Origin of the sequence: Zestomonas insulae, assembly GCF_016901015.1 — a bacterium.
GTDB lineage: Bacteria > Pseudomonadota > Gammaproteobacteria > Pseudomonadales > Pseudomonadaceae > Aquipseudomonas > Aquipseudomonas insulae.
In genome coordinates, this window is record NZ_JAFEUP010000001.1 from 869,918 (window position 1) to 887,126 (window position 17,209).

The 17,209-nt window shown below is 66.9% G+C and carries 17 protein-coding genes; 6 read left to right on the plus strand and 11 right to left on the minus strand.

The genetic code is table 11. From position 1 onward, the window contains the following. Positions 1-91 precede the first annotated feature (91 nt). The 3 genes from JQX08_RS04185 to lptF all read left to right on the plus strand — a co-directional run bounded on the left by JQX08_RS04185 (position 92) and on the right by lptF (position 2,013). Positions 92-436: a pilin assembly protein gene (locus JQX08_RS04185; RefSeq protein ID WP_204914955.1), complete on the plus strand. Its 345-nt coding sequence runs from the start codon at positions 92-94 to the stop codon at positions 434-436. Positions 437-742: 306 nt separating this feature from the next. Beyond that, positions 743-1,195, plus strand: a complete 453-nt coding sequence (locus JQX08_RS04190) for a DUF4398 domain-containing protein (RefSeq protein ID WP_204914957.1) — start codon at positions 743-745, stop codon at positions 1,193-1,195. 32 nt (positions 1,196-1,227) lie between these two features. Then, the gene (lptF, locus tag JQX08_RS04195; RefSeq protein WP_204914959.1) at positions 1,228-2,013 is read left to right on the plus strand and encodes a lipotoxin F family OmpA-related lipoprotein LptF; all 786 of its coding nucleotides are present in this window, start codon (positions 1,228-1,230) and stop codon (positions 2,011-2,013) included. Positions 2,014-2,047: 34 nt separating this feature from the next. Here lptF and JQX08_RS04200 read toward each other — a convergent pair whose 3' ends face one another. The 11 genes from JQX08_RS04200 to JQX08_RS04250 all read right to left on the minus strand — a co-directional run bounded on the left by JQX08_RS04200 (position 2,048) and on the right by JQX08_RS04250 (position 13,281). Then, positions 2,048-2,374: a PA3694 family proteiin gene (locus JQX08_RS04200; RefSeq protein WP_204914961.1), complete on the minus strand. Its 327-nt coding sequence runs from the start codon at positions 2,372-2,374 to the stop codon at positions 2,048-2,050. Further along, on the minus strand, positions 2,371-3,249 hold the full coding sequence (locus JQX08_RS04205) for an alpha/beta hydrolase (RefSeq protein WP_204915330.1): 879 nt from the start codon (positions 3,247-3,249) through the stop codon (positions 2,371-2,373). Before JQX08_RS04205 ends, JQX08_RS04200 begins: the two co-directional genes overlap by 4 nt. A gap of 51 nt (positions 3,250-3,300) precedes the next feature. Continuing rightward, positions 3,301-4,590: a flavohemoglobin expression-modulating QEGLA motif protein gene (locus JQX08_RS04210; RefSeq protein WP_204914963.1), complete on the minus strand. Its 1,290-nt coding sequence runs from the start codon at positions 4,588-4,590 to the stop codon at positions 3,301-3,303. A gap of 21 nt (positions 4,591-4,611) precedes the next feature. Then, complete coding sequence (locus tag JQX08_RS04215) at positions 4,612-5,163, minus strand: hypothetical protein (protein WP_204914965.1); 552 nt, start codon at positions 5,161-5,163, stop codon at positions 4,612-4,614. A 188-nt stretch (positions 5,164-5,351) separates the two neighbouring features. Beyond that, positions 5,352-6,062, minus strand: a complete 711-nt coding sequence (locus tag JQX08_RS04220; protein WP_204914967.1) for a TetR/AcrR family transcriptional regulator — start codon at positions 6,060-6,062, stop codon at positions 5,352-5,354. 120 nt (positions 6,063-6,182) lie between these two features. Further along, positions 6,183-7,685, minus strand: coding sequence for a lysine--tRNA ligase (lysS, locus tag JQX08_RS04225; protein ID WP_204914969.1), 1,503 nt, complete (start codon positions 7,683-7,685; stop codon positions 6,183-6,185). A gap of 137 nt (positions 7,686-7,822) precedes the next feature. After that, positions 7,823-8,918 (minus strand): peptide chain release factor 2 gene (prfB, locus tag JQX08_RS04230; RefSeq protein ID WP_204914970.1). Its coding sequence is split into 2 segments (ribosomal slippage): positions 7,823-8,845 and positions 8,847-8,918, totalling 1,095 coding nucleotides; the frame shifts between segments, so codons are not numbered across the junction. Positions 8,919-9,013: 95 nt separating this feature from the next. Next, the gene (locus tag JQX08_RS04235) at positions 9,014-10,003 is read right to left on the minus strand and encodes an autotransporter outer membrane beta-barrel domain-containing protein (RefSeq protein ID WP_204914972.1); all 990 of its coding nucleotides are present in this window, start codon (positions 10,001-10,003) and stop codon (positions 9,014-9,016) included. After that, positions 9,990-10,769, minus strand: coding sequence for a tellurite resistance TerB family protein (locus JQX08_RS04240; protein WP_204914974.1), 780 nt, complete (start codon positions 10,767-10,769; stop codon positions 9,990-9,992). The genes JQX08_RS04235 and JQX08_RS04240 overlap by 14 nt, the downstream gene beginning before the upstream one ends. Positions 10,770-10,854: 85 nt before the next feature. Beyond that, positions 10,855-12,519: a GMC family oxidoreductase gene (locus JQX08_RS04245; RefSeq protein ID WP_204914976.1), complete on the minus strand. Its 1,665-nt coding sequence runs from the start codon at positions 12,517-12,519 to the stop codon at positions 10,855-10,857. A 78-nt stretch (positions 12,520-12,597) separates the two neighbouring features. Further along, the gene (locus tag JQX08_RS04250; protein ID WP_204914978.1) at positions 12,598-13,281 is read right to left on the minus strand and encodes a tellurite resistance TerB family protein; all 684 of its coding nucleotides are present in this window, start codon (positions 13,279-13,281) and stop codon (positions 12,598-12,600) included. A gap of 159 nt (positions 13,282-13,440) precedes the next feature. On the opposite strand from JQX08_RS04250, the gene JQX08_RS04255 reads away from it, so the two are divergent. The 3 genes from JQX08_RS04255 (at position 13,441) to ydcS (ending at position 17,171) form a co-directional block, all read left to right on the plus strand. Further along, positions 13,441-14,352 carry a LysR family transcriptional regulator gene (locus JQX08_RS04255; RefSeq protein ID WP_204914980.1) on the plus strand — a complete coding sequence of 304 codons (912 nt, stop codon included), beginning with the start codon at positions 13,441-13,443 and terminating at the stop codon, positions 14,350-14,352. 128 nt (positions 14,353-14,480) lie between these two features. Continuing rightward, entirely contained in the window at positions 14,481-15,938 is a 1,458-nt protein-coding gene (locus tag JQX08_RS04260) for a gamma-aminobutyraldehyde dehydrogenase (RefSeq protein WP_204914982.1), read from the plus strand. Between the two features lie 72 nt (positions 15,939-16,010). Continuing rightward, positions 16,011-17,171, plus strand: coding sequence for a putative ABC transporter substrate-binding protein YdcS (gene ydcS, locus JQX08_RS04265; protein ID WP_204914984.1), 1,161 nt, complete (start codon positions 16,011-16,013; stop codon positions 17,169-17,171). The last annotated feature ends 38 nt before the right edge of the window (positions 17,172-17,209 follow it).

The following is a 17,209-nucleotide window of genomic DNA, read 5'->3' on the forward strand; positions in this document are numbered from 1 at the left end:
CAGGCAGGTCCCACAAGGACAGGCCACCGTTCGGAAGGAACGGAGACTTGCTCATCACGAGCCCACACATGGGCCGAAGGAAGAGGTTGCTATGAAAATCCGCGAACTGATTGGCCATTGGGAGCAGAACGCCAAGGGGCGCCTGACACGCAGCTCGTACCAGGTGCATCTCGACCTGGAATCCGCCGCGCGCCTCGCCGCACTGTCGGAGATGTACCCCAAGCGCAATGTCGATGAACTGCTCAGCGAACTGGTGTCCTCGGCGCTCGAAGAGCTGGAAACCAGCCTCCCCTACGTGAAAGGCAGCCAGGTGGTCGCCACCGACGAGATGGGCGACCCGCTGTACGAGGACATCGGCCCGACACCGCGTTTCCTCGCCCTGTCGCGCAAGTACCTGCACCAGCTCACCAAGCAGCAGGACGCCACCACCCACTGAGCGCCACTCCACGGTCCTGCCCCGGCGCCTGCGTGCCGGGCGGACCGGCGCGTGACTCCCGCCCCTCGCCGGCCTGCTCGCGCCGCCGGCCGCTAAGACTGCTGCGCCAGTCACTTCGTTCATGTCTGTAGCCATTTCCGGCGTAGAAGCGCGTTCCTCGGCGATCCGCGGCAAATTTTGCTGAACGATTGGAAAACTCCGCGACTCACACAAGCAAGCCATGCGCTAGCCGTTGGCCATTGCCGGCCACGGCCGGGCGCAGGCGTTGTCCGTCATGGACCCCGGTAGTTCCCAGGAAAATCAGCAATGGAGTTGAACGCCATGATTACCAACACCGGCAAGAACCCTTCGACCCTGCGCGGCCTCTCGCTGGCCGCCCTGATCCTCGGTAGCGGCCTGCTTGCGGGCTGCGCGGGCAACCCGCCCACCGAACAGATGGCCGTCACCCAGTCAGCGGTGAACGACGCAGTCAGCGCCGGCGGCACCGAATACGCCGCCGTGGAGATGCGCGCCGCGCAGGACAAGCTCAAGGCCGCCGAGCTGCAAGTAACCGACAAGCAGTTCGAGGAAGCCCGCCTGCTGGCCGAACAGGCCGAGTGGGATGCCCGCGTCGCCGAGCGCAAGGCCCAGGCGGCCAAGGCGCAGAAGGCCTTGAACGAAGCGCAGCAAGGGGTGCAGGACCTGCGCGAAGAAAGCCTGCGCAGCACCCAGCCCGCCGCCCCGGCAGCGCCTGTGGTGCCCGCCGCGCCGCGCTTGTGAGGCCGCTCGCCAACCGATAAAGGATGACCATTATGCGAACTCAACTGATGATTCCCGCCCTGCTGGCCCTGAGCGTCGGGCTTGCGGCCTGTTCGTCGCAGCCCAACGTCAACCTGGAGCAGGCGCGCAGCAATTACTCGGCACTGCAGGCCGACCCGCAGGCAAGCAAGCTCGCCGCCCTGGAAACCAAGGACGCCAGCGACATGCTCGGCCGCGCGGAAGCCGCCGAGAAGAATGGCGAGCAGCGCCAGGTCGATCAGCTCGCCTACCTGACCAACCAGCGCGTCGAGGTGGCCAAGCAGACCATCGTCCTGCGCAGCGCCGAGCAGCAGCTGGAGCAGACCTCGGCGCAACGGGCCGAGGCGCGCCTGGATGCGCGTGACCAGCAGATCCGCAAGCTGCAGATGGAGCTGCAGGCGAAGCAGACCACGCGCGGCACGCTGGTGACCTTCGGTGACGTGCTATTCGACGTCGACCGCGCCGAGCTCAAGCCCAACGGCGTGGCCAACGTCGCCAAGCTGTCGGGCTTCCTGCAGGAAAACCCCGAGCGCAAAGTGATCATCGAGGGTTACACCGACAGCACCGGCACCGCCGACCACAACCAGAGCCTGTCGGAGCGGCGCGCCAACTCGGTGCGCATGGCGCTGGTGAAGATGGGCGTGGCGCCCGAGCGCATCGTCGCCCAGGGCTATGGCCAGGAATACCCGGTGGCGAGCAACGGCGACACCTCCGGGCGGGCGATGAACCGCCGGGTGGAGGTCACCATCTCCAACGATGCCAACCCGGTTGCACCGCGCGGCACGCTGAGTCGCTACTGAGTCGCGGCGCGGCCCCGGCCGGGGCCGCGTCGGCTTACTGGGTGACTTGCGGAGTCTGCTCGCCGGCGCAACGCACCGCGTGCTTGCGCTCGTCGACCAGCACGCCGGCCAGGCCCTTCTGCTCGGTATCGAACAGCACCAACACGCCATCCACGCACTGCGCGACCTGCTTCGCCGGCTCCAGCGACAGGCGAATGTCTTCGCCGGCGACGGTCTTGAGCATGGTGAACTCGGCGAGCAGGCGCGAATCCTCGGGCTTGGCGAAGTGCAGGTAGCCGTAGTACCAGAGCGCGCCCACTGTCAGCACGACACTGCCGATGGCGGTGAGGATCAGGGGAATGGCGTTGCGTTCTGCGGTCATTGCGGGTTCTCGGGATTGGGGACTTCAGCCAGTCGGCGCAACCCGGTGAAACCGTGTGGATCATCGAGAAAGCGCTGCATCACTTCGCGCCATACCGGCTCGGCGAACGTCTGCACATGATCACCACGGGTCGGCTGGAACACCCGCGGCGGGCGCGCAGCTTGATACAAGCGCACGCCGTTGGAAAGAGGCACGACCGGATCGTCGATGCTCTGGTAGATCAGCAGCGGCACGCCCTGCAGGCGGCCGATGGCGTGAATCGCGCTGACGCCGTCGGGAACCAGCCAGCTCAACGGCACCTGCAGCGGCCAGGTCAGCCAGGCATTGGAGAGGGCGAACTGGGCCACATCGCGGTAACTGGCTGGCGCGCCATCGAGCACCAACGCCTTGAGCGCGTGATAGCGCTGCGGATGCTGTGCCAGGTAATGCACCGCCAACGCGCCGCCGATGCTCTGGCCGAGCAGCACCAGCGGCTGGCCCTGGGTCTCCGGCGCCCAGGCGAGCCAGCTGAACGCCGCATCGATGTCCTGGTACAGCTCGGGCAGCGCCGGCTTGCCAGCCGACAGGCCGTAGCCGCGGTAGTCGAGCAGCAGCACCTGATAGCCCTGGGCCGGCAGCCACCAGCTGCCGCCGAGGTGGGTGGCGATGTTGCCGCCGTTGCCATGCAGGTGCAGTACGGTGCCCTTGACCGCCACTCCCGGCTTGGCCGGCAGCCACCAGGCGTGCAGGCGCGTGCCATCGGCAGCGGTGAGTTCGACGTCGCGATAGGCGAGCTTGGCGCGCTCCGGGGTGAACGGCAGGCCATGTTCCGGGTAGAACAGCAGCGAGCTGCAGCCAGCCAGGCCGAAGTTCAACAGGAGCGCCAGGGTGCGCAACGCGTGCCCGATCATGCCTCGCTCCCCTGCTCCATAGTCCGCCTCGCGCCGTCAGAGGATATTGGCGTAGTCCGCCTCGATCCGGTCCAGGCTCAGGTGGTTGAGGAAGTTGGAGAAGCACATCCAGGCCGACAAGGCGTTCAGATCGCGGAACTGCGGCGGCAGGTAGGTCGGCGGGCTGACCAGCCCCTCGTCGACCAGCTGGCGCAGGGTGCGCATGTCTTCCAGGGTGGTCTTGCCGCAGAACAGCAGCGGAATCTGCTCCAGCTTGCCTTTGCGCACCGCGAGCTGGATGTAGTTGTAGATGAGGATGAAGCCCTTCAGGTACGACAGATCCTTGGTGAACGGCAGGCCGTTCGGCGTCGAGCCGCGGAACACCCGGCTGGCGCTGCCATAGCTTTCGGCCATGCCGTAGCCCTGCTCGCGGTAGAACTGGAACACCTGCATGAAGTCGGCGCCCTCCTCGGCCATGTGGATGGCGCGGGTGCGGTTGGTTAGCTTGCGCAGGCGCGTCGGGTACGAGGCGAAGGCGATCACCTCCATGAGGATCGCCAGGCCTTCCTGGGTCACCGTCGAGGACGGTGGCCCCTTGGCCAGGAAGGTGCAGATCGGCTGATTGAGGCCGTTCAACGTGGTGCCGACATGCACCAGACCTTCGTGCACTTCCAGCGCGCGCACGTCGCGCTCGTTGAACAGCGCATCGGCGCGCACCTTGATGTAGTCGGCGCCGGCTGCCGCGTCGGCGACGATGCCGTCGGACTCGAAGACGCGGATAGTGTCGTCGCCGAACACCGCGCTGAGCCGGCTTTGCAGCATGCCCACGGCTTCCTTGGCGGTGAGCGTCTTCGGCTCGTCCTCCAGGTCACCGCGCGCGGCGATGTTGTTCAGGTAGTCGGAAAGCATCAGGCCGAGGTCGGCGAGGGTCGGATCACCGGCGTGGAAGGCGTCGGACGCCGCGCCGTAGAGCTCCTGGGAAATCAGGCCGAAATCCGCGGTGCCGCGCGCTTCGAGCATGCGGATCACCATGCGGTACTCCTTGCACATGCGCCGCATGATCTGCCCGACCGGGTTGAACTGGCCGAGCTGGCGGGTGATGTCGCGCTCGATGTTCTGGAATTCGAGTTTCTTCGCCGAAGCGTCGAACGACAGCGGACGTCCGTCGTAGTAAGCGCGATCAACCGCCGGCGCCTGCTTGCCTTTGTGCTTGAGGAACTCCAGGCGGATGCTCTCTTCCCACTTCACCGCATCCAGCACGCGGATCGGCGCCTGCGCCTCGACGATGCGGTCGGACAGCGCGCGAATGGTCAGTTGGTATTCGTCGAACACGGTGTGGTTATTCATCGTCCTGCCTCGCTACCGGGCTCACTGGCCGCTGCGCTGGAACCGCGCCACCTCGATGAACACATCGGAGTTGGCCGGGTCGTCCAGGTAGGCGAACACCTGCTCCAGCGGGCTGCTGAGCAGCGCGCCATCGCCCTCCGGTGTCTCGAAGGTGCTGCCCTTGAGCACACCTTCGTCCATCTCCTGGTGGATGCGATCGACGTCGAGGTTGTACAGCACCAGTTCGTTGTCCTTGTTCAGCTCGAAGCCGGCCAGGGCGAAGTTGGCGCCCAGGTTCTTCGGCAGGCCGACCGAGAGGTACCAGCGATTGCCATGGTGGGCCACGGTGAAACCGTATTCCTTGAGGCTCTCGACGTCGTCCGGGCTGCTGACGTAGGTCACCGCCTTGTAGACATTCGAGCCGGCACGGCTGACTTCCAGGTACTGCTGCTCGCCCCACTCGTTCTTGCGGGTCCATTCGCCGAGCAGCGGAATCGGTGCCGCCTCATTGGCCGGAATCGGGTCTTTGAGGGTGACCAGGCAACCGTTCAACAGCAGGAAGGACAAGGCGAACAGCCAACGCCAGGCTTTCATTACGCGCTCCTTGTGGAGGTCAGGGTCGACTGCGGTGTTGGCACGACGGCACGCCGGGTCTGACGCGCCCGATCTGATAACCCTAGCAAAGGTTGCACCGCAGCTCCCCACCCGCGCAGCCCCGGGCGGGGCGACGCAGCTTAGTCCATTAATGTGAAAACCCCGCGACAGCGGGGTTCAAAGGCAGATCAGAGGCCGAGGACCAGGTACATGTAGCGTTTGAGGATCGCCAGCATGTCCTCGTCGTCGAGGTGATCGACCCCATCGATCAGGCCCTGATATTCCATCCGCTCGATGATACCGGTCAAGACCTTGGCATCCTGCTCAGGCTGTCTAGAACCGAGCACTTCGAAGAAATGCGTGACGCCGTGCTGGAGGATTTGCCGGTGCGAACGCACCAGTCCGTGCAGGCGCGGATTGAGCAGCGCTTCCTGCTGGAAGGCCTGTTCGGCGAGCAGGTGTTCGCGACGGGTGAGCAACTGGTGGCGCACATACTCCACCGCCAGCGCGGCGATCTCGTCGGCGAGCGTGCGGCGCGCATCGGCGCCGCCATCGAGAAGGCCGACCTTGTCGAGCAGCAAGCCTTCGGTGGACGACCAGAAATGCCCCATGGCCTCGGCACTGCGCTCGACGAATTGAGCGAAGGTGTCGGTGATCAGGTCGTTGATGTCCTTGAAGTAGTAGGTGGTCGCCGACAGCGGCACCTCGGCTTCGGCGGCCACCGCACGGTGGCGCACCGCGCGCACGCCCTCGCGGACGATGATGCGCATGGCGGCATCGAGAATCGCCTGACGGCGCTGCTCGCTGCCTTGGCGGCTGGCCTTGCGACCCTGGTACTGGACACTTTCGGCAACCGCGCTGGCGACGGTAGTGGCACGCTCGGGAACGGGGCTTGGCATCACGATAGGTATGTCCCTCAGTTGAAAATTCCTGAGATCAATTGTGGAAGGTTCCCACGCGGAATCAATGCGACCTTGGCAAAACAAAAAGCCGCCCGAAGGCGGCTTTTACGTGCGGCCTCAGGCCTGCGGACGCATGTGCGGGAACAGGATGACGTCCCTGATAGACGGCGAGTCGGTCAGCAACATCACAAGGCGGTCGATACCGATGCCTTCACCAGCGGTCGGCGGCATGCCGTATTCCAGGGCGCGGACGAAGTCGGCGTCGTAATGCATGGCCTCGTCGTCACCGGCGTCCTTGTCGGCCACCTGCTGCATGAAGCGGTCGGCCTGGTCTTCCGCGTCGTTCAACTCGGAGTAAGCGTTGGCGATCTCGCGGCCGCCGATGAACAGCTCGAAGCGGTCGGTGACGCTCGGATCGTCGTCGCTGCGGCGGGCCAGCGGCGAGACTTCGAACGGATAGCGGGTGATGAAGTGCGGCTGCTCCAGCTTGTGCTCGACCAGCTCCTCGAAAATCATCACCTGGAGTTTGCCCAGGCCTTCGAAGCCGAGCACCTTGGCGCCGGCCTTCTTGGCGATCTCGCGGGCCTTGTCGATGTCCTGCAGGTCGGCGGCACTGATTTCCGGGTTGTACTTGAGGATCGAGTCGAACACCGACAGGCGCACGAACGGCTCGCCGAAGTGGAACACCTTGCCCTGATAGGGCACGTCGGTGCTGCCGAGGACCAGCTGGGCCAGCTCGCGGAACAGCTCCTCGGTCAGGTCCATGTTGTCTTCGTAGTCGGCGTAGGCCTGGTAGAACTCGAGCATGGTGAACTCAGGGTTGTGCCGGGTCGAAACGCCTTCGTTACGGAAGTTGCGGTTGATCTCGAATACCTTCTCGAAGCCACCGACCACCAGACGCTTGAGGTACAGCTCCGGCGCGATGCGCAGGAACATCGCCATGTCCAGCGCGTTGTGGTGGGTCTCGAACGGCTTGGCCGCTGCACCGCCGGGGATGGTCTGCAGCATCGGCGTTTCCACTTCGAGGAAGTCGCGCTGCATGAGGAACTGGCGGATGTGGGCGATCACCTGCGAACGCACACGGAAGGTCTGACGCACTTCTTCGTTGACGATCAGGTCGACGTAGCGCTGACGGTAGCGCTGCTCGGTGTCGGTGAGGCCGTGGTGCTTGTCCGGCAGCGGGCGCAGCGACTTGGTCAGCAGGCGCACATTGGTCATCTCGACGTACAGGTCGCCCTTGCCGGAACGCGCCAGGGTGCCTTCGGCGGCGATGATGTCGCCCATGTCCCAGGTTTTCACCGCGGCCAGGGTTTCTTCCGAGAGGGTCTTGCGGTTGACGTAGACCTGGATGCGCCCGGTCATGTCCTGGATCACCATGAACGACCCGCGGTTAAGCATGATGCGCCCGGCGACCTTGACCGGAATCGCTGCGGCTTCCAGCTCTTCCTTGCTCTTGTCGACGTACTGCTTCTGCAGGTCCGCGCAATAGTTGTCGCGGCGATAGTCGTTCGGGAAGGCATTGCCCTGTTCGCGGGCGGCAGCAAGCTTTTCCTTGCGCTGGGCAATCAGCTTGTTTTCTTCCTGCTGCAGGTCTTGCTGGTCGAGTTGTTGGTCGCTCATGGTCATCGGTTTCCGTCATTGGTTCGTCGCTACGCCGCCGGAACAAGGTCAGGGCGGCCCGCGTAGGGTGAGGGGGCGGGCACTAGCCCCTCACCCCCGCCCTCTCCCAGGGGAGAGGGTGTCACAGCAGGTCGGCGTTACAGCCCCTGCTTCAGGCTCGCCTCGAGGTACTCGTCGAGATCGCCGTCCAGCACCTTGTCGCAGTCGCTGCGCTCGACGCCGGTGCGCAGGTCCTTGATCCGAGACTGGTCGAGCACGTAGGAGCGAATCTGGTGGCCCCAGCCGATGTCCGACTTGGTGTCTTCCAGCGCCTGCGAGGCGGCGTTGCGTTTCTGCATCTCCTGCTCGTACAACCGGGCCCGCAGCATCTTCATGGCGGTGTCCTTGTTGGCGTGCTGGGAGCGTTCGTTCTGGCACGCCACCACGGTGTTGGTCGGCACGTGGGTGATCCGCACCGCCGAGTCAGTGGTGTTGACGTGCTGACCGCCCGCGCCGGAGGAGCGGTAGGTGTCGATGCGCAGGTCGGCCGGGTTGATCTCGATCTCGATGTTGTCGTCGATTTCCGGCGACACGAACACCGCGGTGAACGAGGTGTGACGACGGTTGCCGGAGTCGAACGGGCTCTTGCGCACCAGGCGGTGTACGCCGATCTCGGTGCGCAGCCAGCCGAAGGCGTATTCGCCCTTGATGTGCACGGTGGCGCCCTTGATGCCGGCGACTTCGCCCTCGGACAGCTCGACGATCTCGGCACTGAAGCCGCGCTTGTCGGCCCAGCGCAGGTACATGCGCAACAGCATGTTGGCCCAGTCCTGGGCCTCGGTGCCGCCAGAGCCGGCCTGGATGTCCAGGTAGGCGTTGTTGGGGTCCATCTCGCCGCTGAACATGCGGCGGAATTCCAGCTTCTCGAGGATAACGCGCAGCCGTTCGACTTCGCTGGCGACGTCGTCCACCGCACCTTCGTCGTTCTCTTCCACGGCCATGTCGAGCAGGTCGCGGGAGTCGGCGAGGCTGCCGTGCAGGTCATCCAGGGTTTCGACGATCAGCGCCAGCTGAGCGCGTTCGCGGCCCAGGTTCTGCGCATATTCCGGATTATTCCAGACGTTCGGGTCTTCGAGCTCGCGGTTTACTTCGACTAGACGATCATGCTTTTGATCGTAGTCAAAGATACCCCCGAATAGTCAGGGTGCGCTCGGACAGGTCCTTGATGCTGTTGAGGATCGGGTTGATTTCCATGGCAGGGCAGCACTCGCAGGCGGAACTTGTGAAAAGCCGCGGAGTATACCCCAGTTGCCCGCCCCCCGCAGCAGGCCGTCTGGCGGCTGTCCCGCTCAGAAACGCAGGCTCAGGCGGGCACTCAAGCCGTTGTCGCGCGCAGCGTCGGCGTACTGACCGAGGTAGAACAGGCCGATGTAGCTGGTCGGGGTCACCCCGTAGTCGGCGCCGAGGTCGAGGCGCAGGCTGTCCTCGCTGAGCGCCACGCCGCGACTGTGGAAGCGGCTGCCGTCCGCCAGCAGCACGCCGTCGGTGCGCGCCTCGGTGTCACCGAAGGCATGCCGCCAGCCCAGGCTGGCGCGGGCGATCAGGCGTTGCTCGGCGCTCAGGTCGAAGCGCGTGGCGTAGCGCCAGCCGAGGGTCGAGAAGGTCACCTGGCGCTCTTCGCTGTCGACCACCCAGGCAGCGCCGTCGAGGCCATCGCTGTGCAGCGCGACGTAGGCCAGGTTGGCGAAGGCCTCCAGGGTCGCGGTTTCGAAGTCCATGGCGTAGACGCCCTCGGCGAAGGCCTGCCAGCGTCGTCCATCGTCATCACCGCTGCGGCTGTCCAGGCGGTCATCGCTGAACGCCGCGCCGAGTTTGAGGCCGAGCTGGTTGTAGTAGCGCATCGCGGCGTAGGCGCCGAGGTGGTAGCTGTCGATGTCGACATCCGCGGCCGCGCCGTCCAGATCGACATCGAGCTGCGAGTAGCCGGCCAACACGCCGGCCACCCAGGTGTCGCCGAACGCCCGATCGAGACCGACGAACGCTCCGCCGCCCTGTTCTTCCACCCGCCCTGCCGGCCCCTCGCCGTCCAGCGAGCCGCGATGGCCGTAGCCGCGCAGCCACACCGGCTGCTCGTCGGCTTCGGCCTTCGGTTCGCGGAAGGCGAAGCGGATCTGCTGCAGACGGTCCAGCGCCGCTTCGCGCACGAAGCGGCTGTCATCCAGCAACAGGCTCTGGCTGGAGGCGGCCAGCTCGCCTTCCTGGGTGGCGCCGGCCGACGAGCCGAGCAGGCCGCCGATCAGCGCCAGCGCCGCGCACCAGCAGGGTCTAGCGTTGGCCAATCTGCGCTTCCAAGTGCGCCTGCAATTGCGGATCGAGGCGCATCTGGTAGGCCAGCTGATCCAGGTAGTCGCGCTCGCCGCCCTGCTGGCTGCCGATCAGCAGCGCGCTGGCCAGGTACATTTCCGCGGCCATTTCCGGAGTCTGCGCCGCCTCGGCGACCTCGGCGGGATCGAGCGGGCGCTGCACTTCCTGGTCCAGCCAGTCCTGCAGCTCGGCGTCCTGGGTCAGCTTGCCGATCTCGGCGTAGATCAATTTCTTCTCCTGCTCGTCGATGCGCCCATCAGCCTTGGAGGCGGCGATCAGCGCGCGGAGTATCGCATGGCTGTGCGCCTCGACTTCCGGGCCGGCGAGCTGATCGACGGTCTGCGGCTGCAGCGCCGCCTGCGCCGAGGTCTGCTGCGCCTGCTGGGATTGCCAGGCCTGGAACGCCTGGAACGCCAGCATGCCGATGGTCGCCAGGCCACCGTAGCCAATCCCGCCGCCACCCCGCGCCTGCCCGCCCTGCGGCGCACCGCCGCCACCGAGCAGGCCACCGAGCAGGCCGCCCAAACCACCCAGGCCGCCCTGCCCACCGCCGCCCGACGCCCCGCCGAGCAGGCTACCCAGCCCGCCCAGACCGCCGCCGGCGGAAGCACCACCGCCGCCCAGCATGCCGCCGAGCATTTCGTCGAGCCCACCGCCGGCGCGCGCACCGCTGCGCCCCGCGCCACCCTGCTGGGCAAGCCCGGCACCGAGCAGTTGTTCCAGCAAGTCGCTGGTATTCATCACGTCCACCTCCCGCCTGATTGTGCAGTCAGGCTAGAAACGATAGTCCCGCGATGACGCTCTGCCGGGGGCTACTGCCGGACGGTCACGCGGTGCCGGCCGGCGCCGCGTGCGGCTGCTCGACGGCGCTCAGTTCGGCACGCCGGGCCGCATCGGCGAGGATCATCTGCGCGGCCCTCTCGGCGATCACCAGCACCGGTGAGCAGCTGTTGCCGGAGGTCAGGCTCGGCATGATCGACGCATCGGCGATGCGCAGGCCGAGGATGCCGTGCACGCGCAGGCGGCTGTCGACCACCGCGTCCCCGTCAGTGCCCATGCGGCAGGTGCCTGCGGGGTGAAAGATGGTGGTGCCGATCTCGCCGGCGGCGCGCTGCAGGTCGGCCTCGCTCTGGTAATCCGGCCCCGGCTTGAACTCCTGCGGCTGGAAGCGCGCCAGCGCCGGCGCGGTGACGATGCGCCGGGTCAGGCGGATGGCGTCGGCGGCGACCTGCAGGTCGCGTGGGTCGCTCAGGTAGTTGGGCTGGATCAGCGGCTTGTCGCGCGCCTCGGCGGAGCGGATGGTCACGCTGCCGCGGCTGTGCGGGCGCAGGTCACAGACCGACGCGGTGAACGCCGGGAAGCGGTGCAGCGGCTCGCCGAAGCGCTCCAGCGACAGCGGCTGCACGTGGTACTGCAGGTTGGCGCGGGCCTGGCCGGGGTCGGACTTGGCGAAGGCGCCGAGCTGACTGGGCGCCATCGACAGCGGGCCGCTGCGCCGCAGCAGATACTCGGCGCCCATGCCCAGCTTGCCCCACAGGCTGTTGGCGATATGGTTCAAGGTCGGCGCGCCGCTGATCCGGTAGATCATGCGCAGTTGCAGGTGGTCCTGCAGGTTGCCACCCACGCCCGGCAGGGCGTGCCGCACGCCGATGCCGAGGCGCTCGAGCAGCGCGCGCGGGCCGATCCCGGAGCGCTGCAGCAGGGTCGGCGAGCCGATCGAGCCGGCACACAGAATCACTTCGCGACGGGCGCGCAGCTCGCGGCGCGCGCCCTGCCAGTCAACCAGCAGGCCGGCGGCGCGACCGTCCTCGAGCAGCAGGCGCTGCGCCTCGACGCCGGTCAGCACGGTGAGGTTGGTGCGGCCCATGATCGGTCGCAGGAAGGCTTTCGAGGCGTTCCAGCGCACGCCGCGCTGCTGGTTGACCTGGAAGTAGCCGCAGCCGGCGTTGTCGCCGCCGTTGAAGTCTTCGACGCTGGGAATCCCGCTCTGCGCCGCGGCGTCGCGGAACGCATCGAGGATCGCCCAGGACAGCCGCTGGCGCTCGACCCGCCATTCGCCGCCGGCGCCGTGCAGCTCGCTGTCGCCGGCGTAGTGGTCTTCCATGCGGCGAAACAGCGGCAGCAGGTCCCGCCAGGCCCAGCCCGGGTTGCCGGCCGCGGCCCAGCCGTCGTAGTCGCCGGCCTGGCCGCGCATGTAGATCATCCCGTTGATCGACGAGCTGCCGCCGAGCACCCGGCCGCGCGGGTACTTCAGCGCGCGGCCGTGCAGACCGGGCACCGCCTCGGTGTCGAAACACCAGTCGGTGCGCGGATTGCCGATGCAATAGAGGTAGCCGACCGGAATGTGAATCCACGGGTAGTTGTCCGGGCCGCCGGCTTCGAGCAGCAGCACGCGGTTGGCCGGGTCGGCGGAGAGCCGGTTGGCCAGCAGGCAGCCGGCAGGGCCGGCGCCCACGATCAGGTAGTCGTAGTCAGCAGCAGTTTCGGGCATGGCCACCTCGCGCGGTTCTTATAGTTATGCTCGCCAGAGCCTAACCCCGCCGGCCGCGCAACGAAACCGCCGCGCACCTCAGCCCAACGATTGTCGGGCCTGCTGCTCCAGTTCGGTCTTCAGCGCCGGCGCGAGGTCCAGCTGGCGCGCCAGTTCGTCGAGGTACGCGCGCTCCATGAAGTGCTCCTGATCGACCATCAGCAGGCTGGCCAGGTACATCTCCGCAGCCATCTCCGGGGTCTGTGCGGCGCGCGCGACTTCCGCCGGGTCGAGCGGCTTGTGCAGCTCGCTGTCGATCCAGCGCTGCAGCTCGCGGTCGGGGGTCAGCTTGAGCACTTCGCCGTCGATCAACTGGCGTTCGCGATCATCGATGTGACCGTCGGCCTTGGCCGCCGCCACCAGCGCGCGAAGGATCGCGTGGCTGTGAATCTCGGCTTCCGGCGCCGGTAGACGGTCGACGGTGCGCGGCGGCGCCTGCACCTGGCCGGCCTGTTGCTGCTGCCAGTTGCTGTAGGCCTTGTAGGCGACCACGCCGAGTGCCGCCAGGCCGCCGTAGGTGAGCACCTGGCCGCCGACCTTGCGGGCCTTCTTGCTGCCCAGCAACAGGCCGATGGCGCCGGCGCCCAGCGCGCCGCCCGCCGCACCGCCGAGCAAGCCGCCGAGCGGATTGCCGGCGCTCTTGCCGGACTGGCCGGTGGCATTGTTCTGCAGCAGCTCCTGGCCGGATTTGAGCAGTTGATCGAGCAGGCCTCGGGTATTCATGTCGCGCTCCTGGGATCGCCGAAAAGTCGTTCCCGACTCTAGCCGGGCAACGCCCCGAGGTGCCGGTCGAGAGTGCTTCCGGATATTGCGGTGGCGGCTGGGTCGCATTTCGTTCTATAAAAACGAAACCTTCTAACCACCTTCTAAAGAACCGCACCCATGATGACCCTGCGCCAGATCCGCCACTTCATCGCCGTGGCCGAAAGCGGTTCGATCTCGGCGGCCGCCCAAGCGGTGTTCATCTCGCAGTCGAGCCTGACCCTGGCGATCCAGCAGCTCGAAGGGGACATCGGCGTCAGCCTGTTCAACCGCCACGCCAAGGGCATGAGCCTGACCCACCAGGGCCACCAGTTCCTGCGCCAGGCGCACCTGATCCTCGCCACTGTCGACAACGCCAAGCGCAGCCTGCAGCAGAGCACCGACCAGGTCGCCGGCCAGTTGACCATCGGGGTGACCAGCCTGGTCGCCGGCTACTACCTGGCCGACCTGCTGACCCGCTTCCAGCGCGCCTACCCGAACGTCGAGCTGCGCGTGATGGAGGACGAGCGGCCGTACATCGAGCACCTGCTGATCAGCGGCGAGATCGACGTCGGCGTGCTGATCCTCTCCAACCTCGAGGACCGCCACGCGCTGCAGACCGAGGTGCTCACCCACTCGCCGCACCGCCTGTGGCTGCCGGCGCAGCACCCACTGCTGGAACTGGACAGCATCGCCCTGGCGGACGTCGCCGGCGAACCGCTGATCCAGCTCAACGTCGACGAGATGGGCCTCAACGCCCAGCGCATCTGGACCGGCGCCGGCCTGCAACCGCAGGTGACCCTGCGCACCGGCTCCACCGAGGCGGTGCGCAGCCTGGTTGCGGCCGGGCTCGGCGTGTCGATCCAGCCGGACATGACCTACCGGCCGTGGTCGCTGGAGGGCGACATCATCGAGGCGCGCGCGCTGGTCGACCTGACCCAGACCCTCGACGTCGGCCTGGCCTGGCGCCGTGGCACGGCGCGGCCGGCGCTGGTCGACCCGTTCCTCACCGTGGCGCGCGAACAGCCGAACGGACGCAGACCATCTATTTAATCGAACGGCACATTCAGAATTTAGAATTTGTCGACCTCCAGACCCGCCTCTAGTCTTCAGGAACTCCAGCGGCCTGCCCCGCGGCCTTGCGGCCCGCCGACCGCCCACCTCTGCGTGAGAGCTCCAGGATGGATGGCACCGCACTGCAATTCGCAACCGACCTGCTGATCGACGGCCAGCTACTGAGCGGTGCCGGCGCCGCGGAAACCATCCTCAACCCGGCCAGCGGCGAAGCCCTGACCCAGGTCGCCGAGGCCTCCGCCGAACAGATCGAAAGCGCCATCCTCGCCTCGCACCGCGCCTTCCCGGCCTGGTCGCGCACCACCCCGGCTCAGCGCGCCGACCGCCTGCTGGCGATTGCCGATGCCATCGCCCAGCGCGCCGACCAGCTCGCCGCCCTGGAAGCCCTGAATTGCGGCAAGCCGCTGCACCTGGCGCGCCAGGACGACCTGACGGCGACCATCGACGTGTTCCGCTTCTTCGCCGGCGCGGTGCGCTGCCAGACCGGCCAGTTGGCCGGCGAATACCTGCCCGGCTACACCAGCATGGTGCGCCGCGACCCGGTCGGCGTGGTCGCCTCGATCGCGCCGTGGAACTACCCGCTGATGATGGCCGCGTGGAAGATCGCCCCGGCCCTGGCCGCCGGCAACACCCTGGTGTTCAAGCCGTCCGAGCACACCCCGCTGTCGATCCTCGCCCTCGCCCCGGTGTTCGCCGACCTGCTGCCGGCCGGCGTGGTGAACATCCTCTGCGGCGGCGGTGACGGGGTCGGCAGCCACCTGGTCGGCCACGCCAAGGTGCGCATGGTGTCGCTGACCGGCGATATCGTCACCGGTCAGAAGATCCTCCAGGCCGCCGCGCGCACCCTCAAACGCACCCACCTGGAACTCGGCGGCAAGGCGCCGGTGATCGTCTGCAACGACGCCGACCTCGCCGCGGTGGTCGAGGGCGTGCGCAGCTACGGCTACTACAACGCCGGCCAGGACTGCACCGCCGCCTGCCGCATCTACGCCGAAAAAGGCATCCATGATCGCCTGGTCGCCGAACTGGGTGACGCGGTGGCCAGCCTGCGCTTCGCCCGCAAGCGCGACGCCGACAACGAGATCGGCCCGCTGATCAGCCAGCGCCAGCGCGACCGCGTGGCCAGCTTCGTCGAACGCGCCCTCGGCCAGCCGCACATCGAGCGGGTCACCGGTGCCGCGGTGCATTCCGGGCCGGGCTTCTATTACCAGCCGACCCTTCTCGCCGGCTGCCGGCAGAGCGACGAGATCGTCCAACGCGAGGTGTTCGGCCCGGTGGTCACGGTGACCCGCTGCGACAGCGTGGTGCAGGCACTGGACTGGGCCAACGACTCGGAATACGGCCTGGCCTCCTCGGTGTGGACGCAGAACCTCGACAAGGCCATGCAGGTCGCCGCGCGCCTGCAGTACGGCTGCACCTGGATCAACAGCCATTTCATGCTGGTCAGCGAGATGCCGCACGGCGGTCTCAAGCGCTCCGGCTACGGCAAGGACCTGTCCAGCGATTCGCTGCAGGACTACAGCGTGGTGCGCCACATCATGGCTCGCCACGCCAACGAGCTTTAATCAATACAAGAAGTAGATGTAGCACCACGACGTTGACTGCCCCGACCACAACTCAAAGAAGAGGGAAATTCCATGTTCGCGCACAGAACCGCATTGCTAGGCGCGCTCGCCACCGGCCTGTTTGCCAGTGCCGGCCTGCAGGCCGCTGAACCCCTGAAGGCCGTGGGCGCCGGCGAAGGTCGCCTGGATATCGTCGCCTGGCCCGGCTACATCGAACGCGGCGAAACCGACAAGAACTACGACTGGGTCACCCAGTTCGAGAAGGACAGCGGCTGCAAGGTCAACGTCAAGACCGCCGCCACCTCCGACGAGATGGTCAGCCTGATGACCAAGGGCGGCTACGACCTGGTCACCGCCTCCGGCGACGCGTCGCTGCGCCTGATCTACGGCAAGCGCGTGCAGCCGATCAACCCCGACTTGATCCCCAACTGGAAAACCATCGACCCGCGCCTGCAGGGCGGCGCCTGGTACACCGTCGACGGCAAGACCTACGGCACGCCCTACCAGTGGGGGCCGAACCTGCTGATGTACAACACCAAGGTGTTCCCCAGCGCGCCGGACAGCTGGAGCGTGGTGTTCGACGCGCAGAACCTGCCGGACGGCAAGCCCAACAAGGGCCGCGTGCAGGCCTATGACGGGCCGATCTACGTCGCTGACGCTGCGCTGTACCTGAAGACCACCCAGCCTGACCTGGGCATCACCGACCCCTACGAACTCAACGAGAAACAGTACGCCGCGGTGCTCGACCTGCTGCGCAAGCAGCACGGCCTGATCCACCGCTACTGGCACGACACCACGGTGCAGATGAGCGACTTCAAGAACGAAGGCGTCGCCGCGTCCAGCGCCTGGCCGTACCAGGCCAACGCACTGAAGGCCGAAGGTCAGCCGATCGCCACCGTGTTCCCGAAAGAAGGGGCCACCGGCTGGGCCGACACCACCATGCTGCACACCGACGCCAAGCACCCGAACTGCGCCTACAAGTGGATGGACTGGTCGCTGCAACCCAAGGTGCAGGGCGACCTGGCCGCCTGGTTCGGCTCGGTGCCGGCGGTGCCGACGGGCTGCAAGGCCAGCGAGCTGCTCGGCGCGGCCGGCTGCGCCACCAACGGCTACGAACAGTTCGACCGCATCGCCTTCTGGAAAACCCCGCAGGCCAAGTGCGCGAGCCAGGGCACCTGTGTGCCGTACAGCCGCTGGACGCAGGACTTCATCGCCATCATGGGCGGGCGCTGACGCTCACCCGGGCGAACCGGCGCGGGCCTTCCCTCCCC

Bases quoted from the DNA above. Each gene is read 5' to 3' on its own strand.
- JQX08_RS04185 (WP_204914955.1), top strand. From the start codon at position 92: ATGAAAATCCGCGAACTGATTGGCCATTGGGAGCAGAACGCCAAGGGG.
- JQX08_RS04190 (WP_204914957.1), top strand. From the start codon at position 743: ATGGAGTTGAACGCCATGATTACCAACACCGGCAAGAACCCTTCGACC.
- lptF (WP_204914959.1), top strand. From the start codon at position 1,228: ATGCGAACTCAACTGATGATTCCCGCCCTGCTGGCCCTGAGCGTCGGG.
- JQX08_RS04200 (WP_204914961.1), bottom strand. From the start codon at position 2,374: ATGACCGCAGAACGCAACGCCATTCCCCTGATCCTCACCGCCATCGGC.
- JQX08_RS04210 (WP_204914963.1), bottom strand. From the start codon at position 4,590: ATGAATAACCACACCGTGTTCGACGAATACCAACTGACCATTCGCGCG.
- JQX08_RS04215 (WP_204914965.1), bottom strand. From the start codon at position 5,163: ATGAAAGCCTGGCGTTGGCTGTTCGCCTTGTCCTTCCTGCTGTTGAAC.
- JQX08_RS04220 (WP_204914967.1), bottom strand. From the start codon at position 6,062: ATGCCAAGCCCCGTTCCCGAGCGTGCCACTACCGTCGCCAGCGCGGTT.
- lysS (WP_204914969.1), bottom strand. From the start codon at position 7,685: ATGAGCGACCAACAACTCGACCAGCAAGACCTGCAGCAGGAAGAAAAC.
- JQX08_RS04240 (WP_204914974.1), bottom strand. From the start codon at position 10,769: ATGAATACCAGCGACTTGCTGGAACAACTGCTCGGTGCCGGGCTTGCC.
- JQX08_RS04245 (WP_204914976.1), bottom strand. From the start codon at position 12,519: ATGCCCGAAACTGCTGCTGACTACGACTACCTGATCGTGGGCGCCGGC.
- JQX08_RS04250 (WP_204914978.1), bottom strand. From the start codon at position 13,281: ATGAATACCCGAGGCCTGCTCGATCAACTGCTCAAATCCGGCCAGGAG.
- JQX08_RS04255 (WP_204914980.1), top strand. From the start codon at position 13,441: ATGATGACCCTGCGCCAGATCCGCCACTTCATCGCCGTGGCCGAAAGC.
- JQX08_RS04260 (WP_204914982.1), top strand. From the start codon at position 14,481: ATGGATGGCACCGCACTGCAATTCGCAACCGACCTGCTGATCGACGGC.
- ydcS (WP_204914984.1), top strand. From the start codon at position 16,011: ATGTTCGCGCACAGAACCGCATTGCTAGGCGCGCTCGCCACCGGCCTG.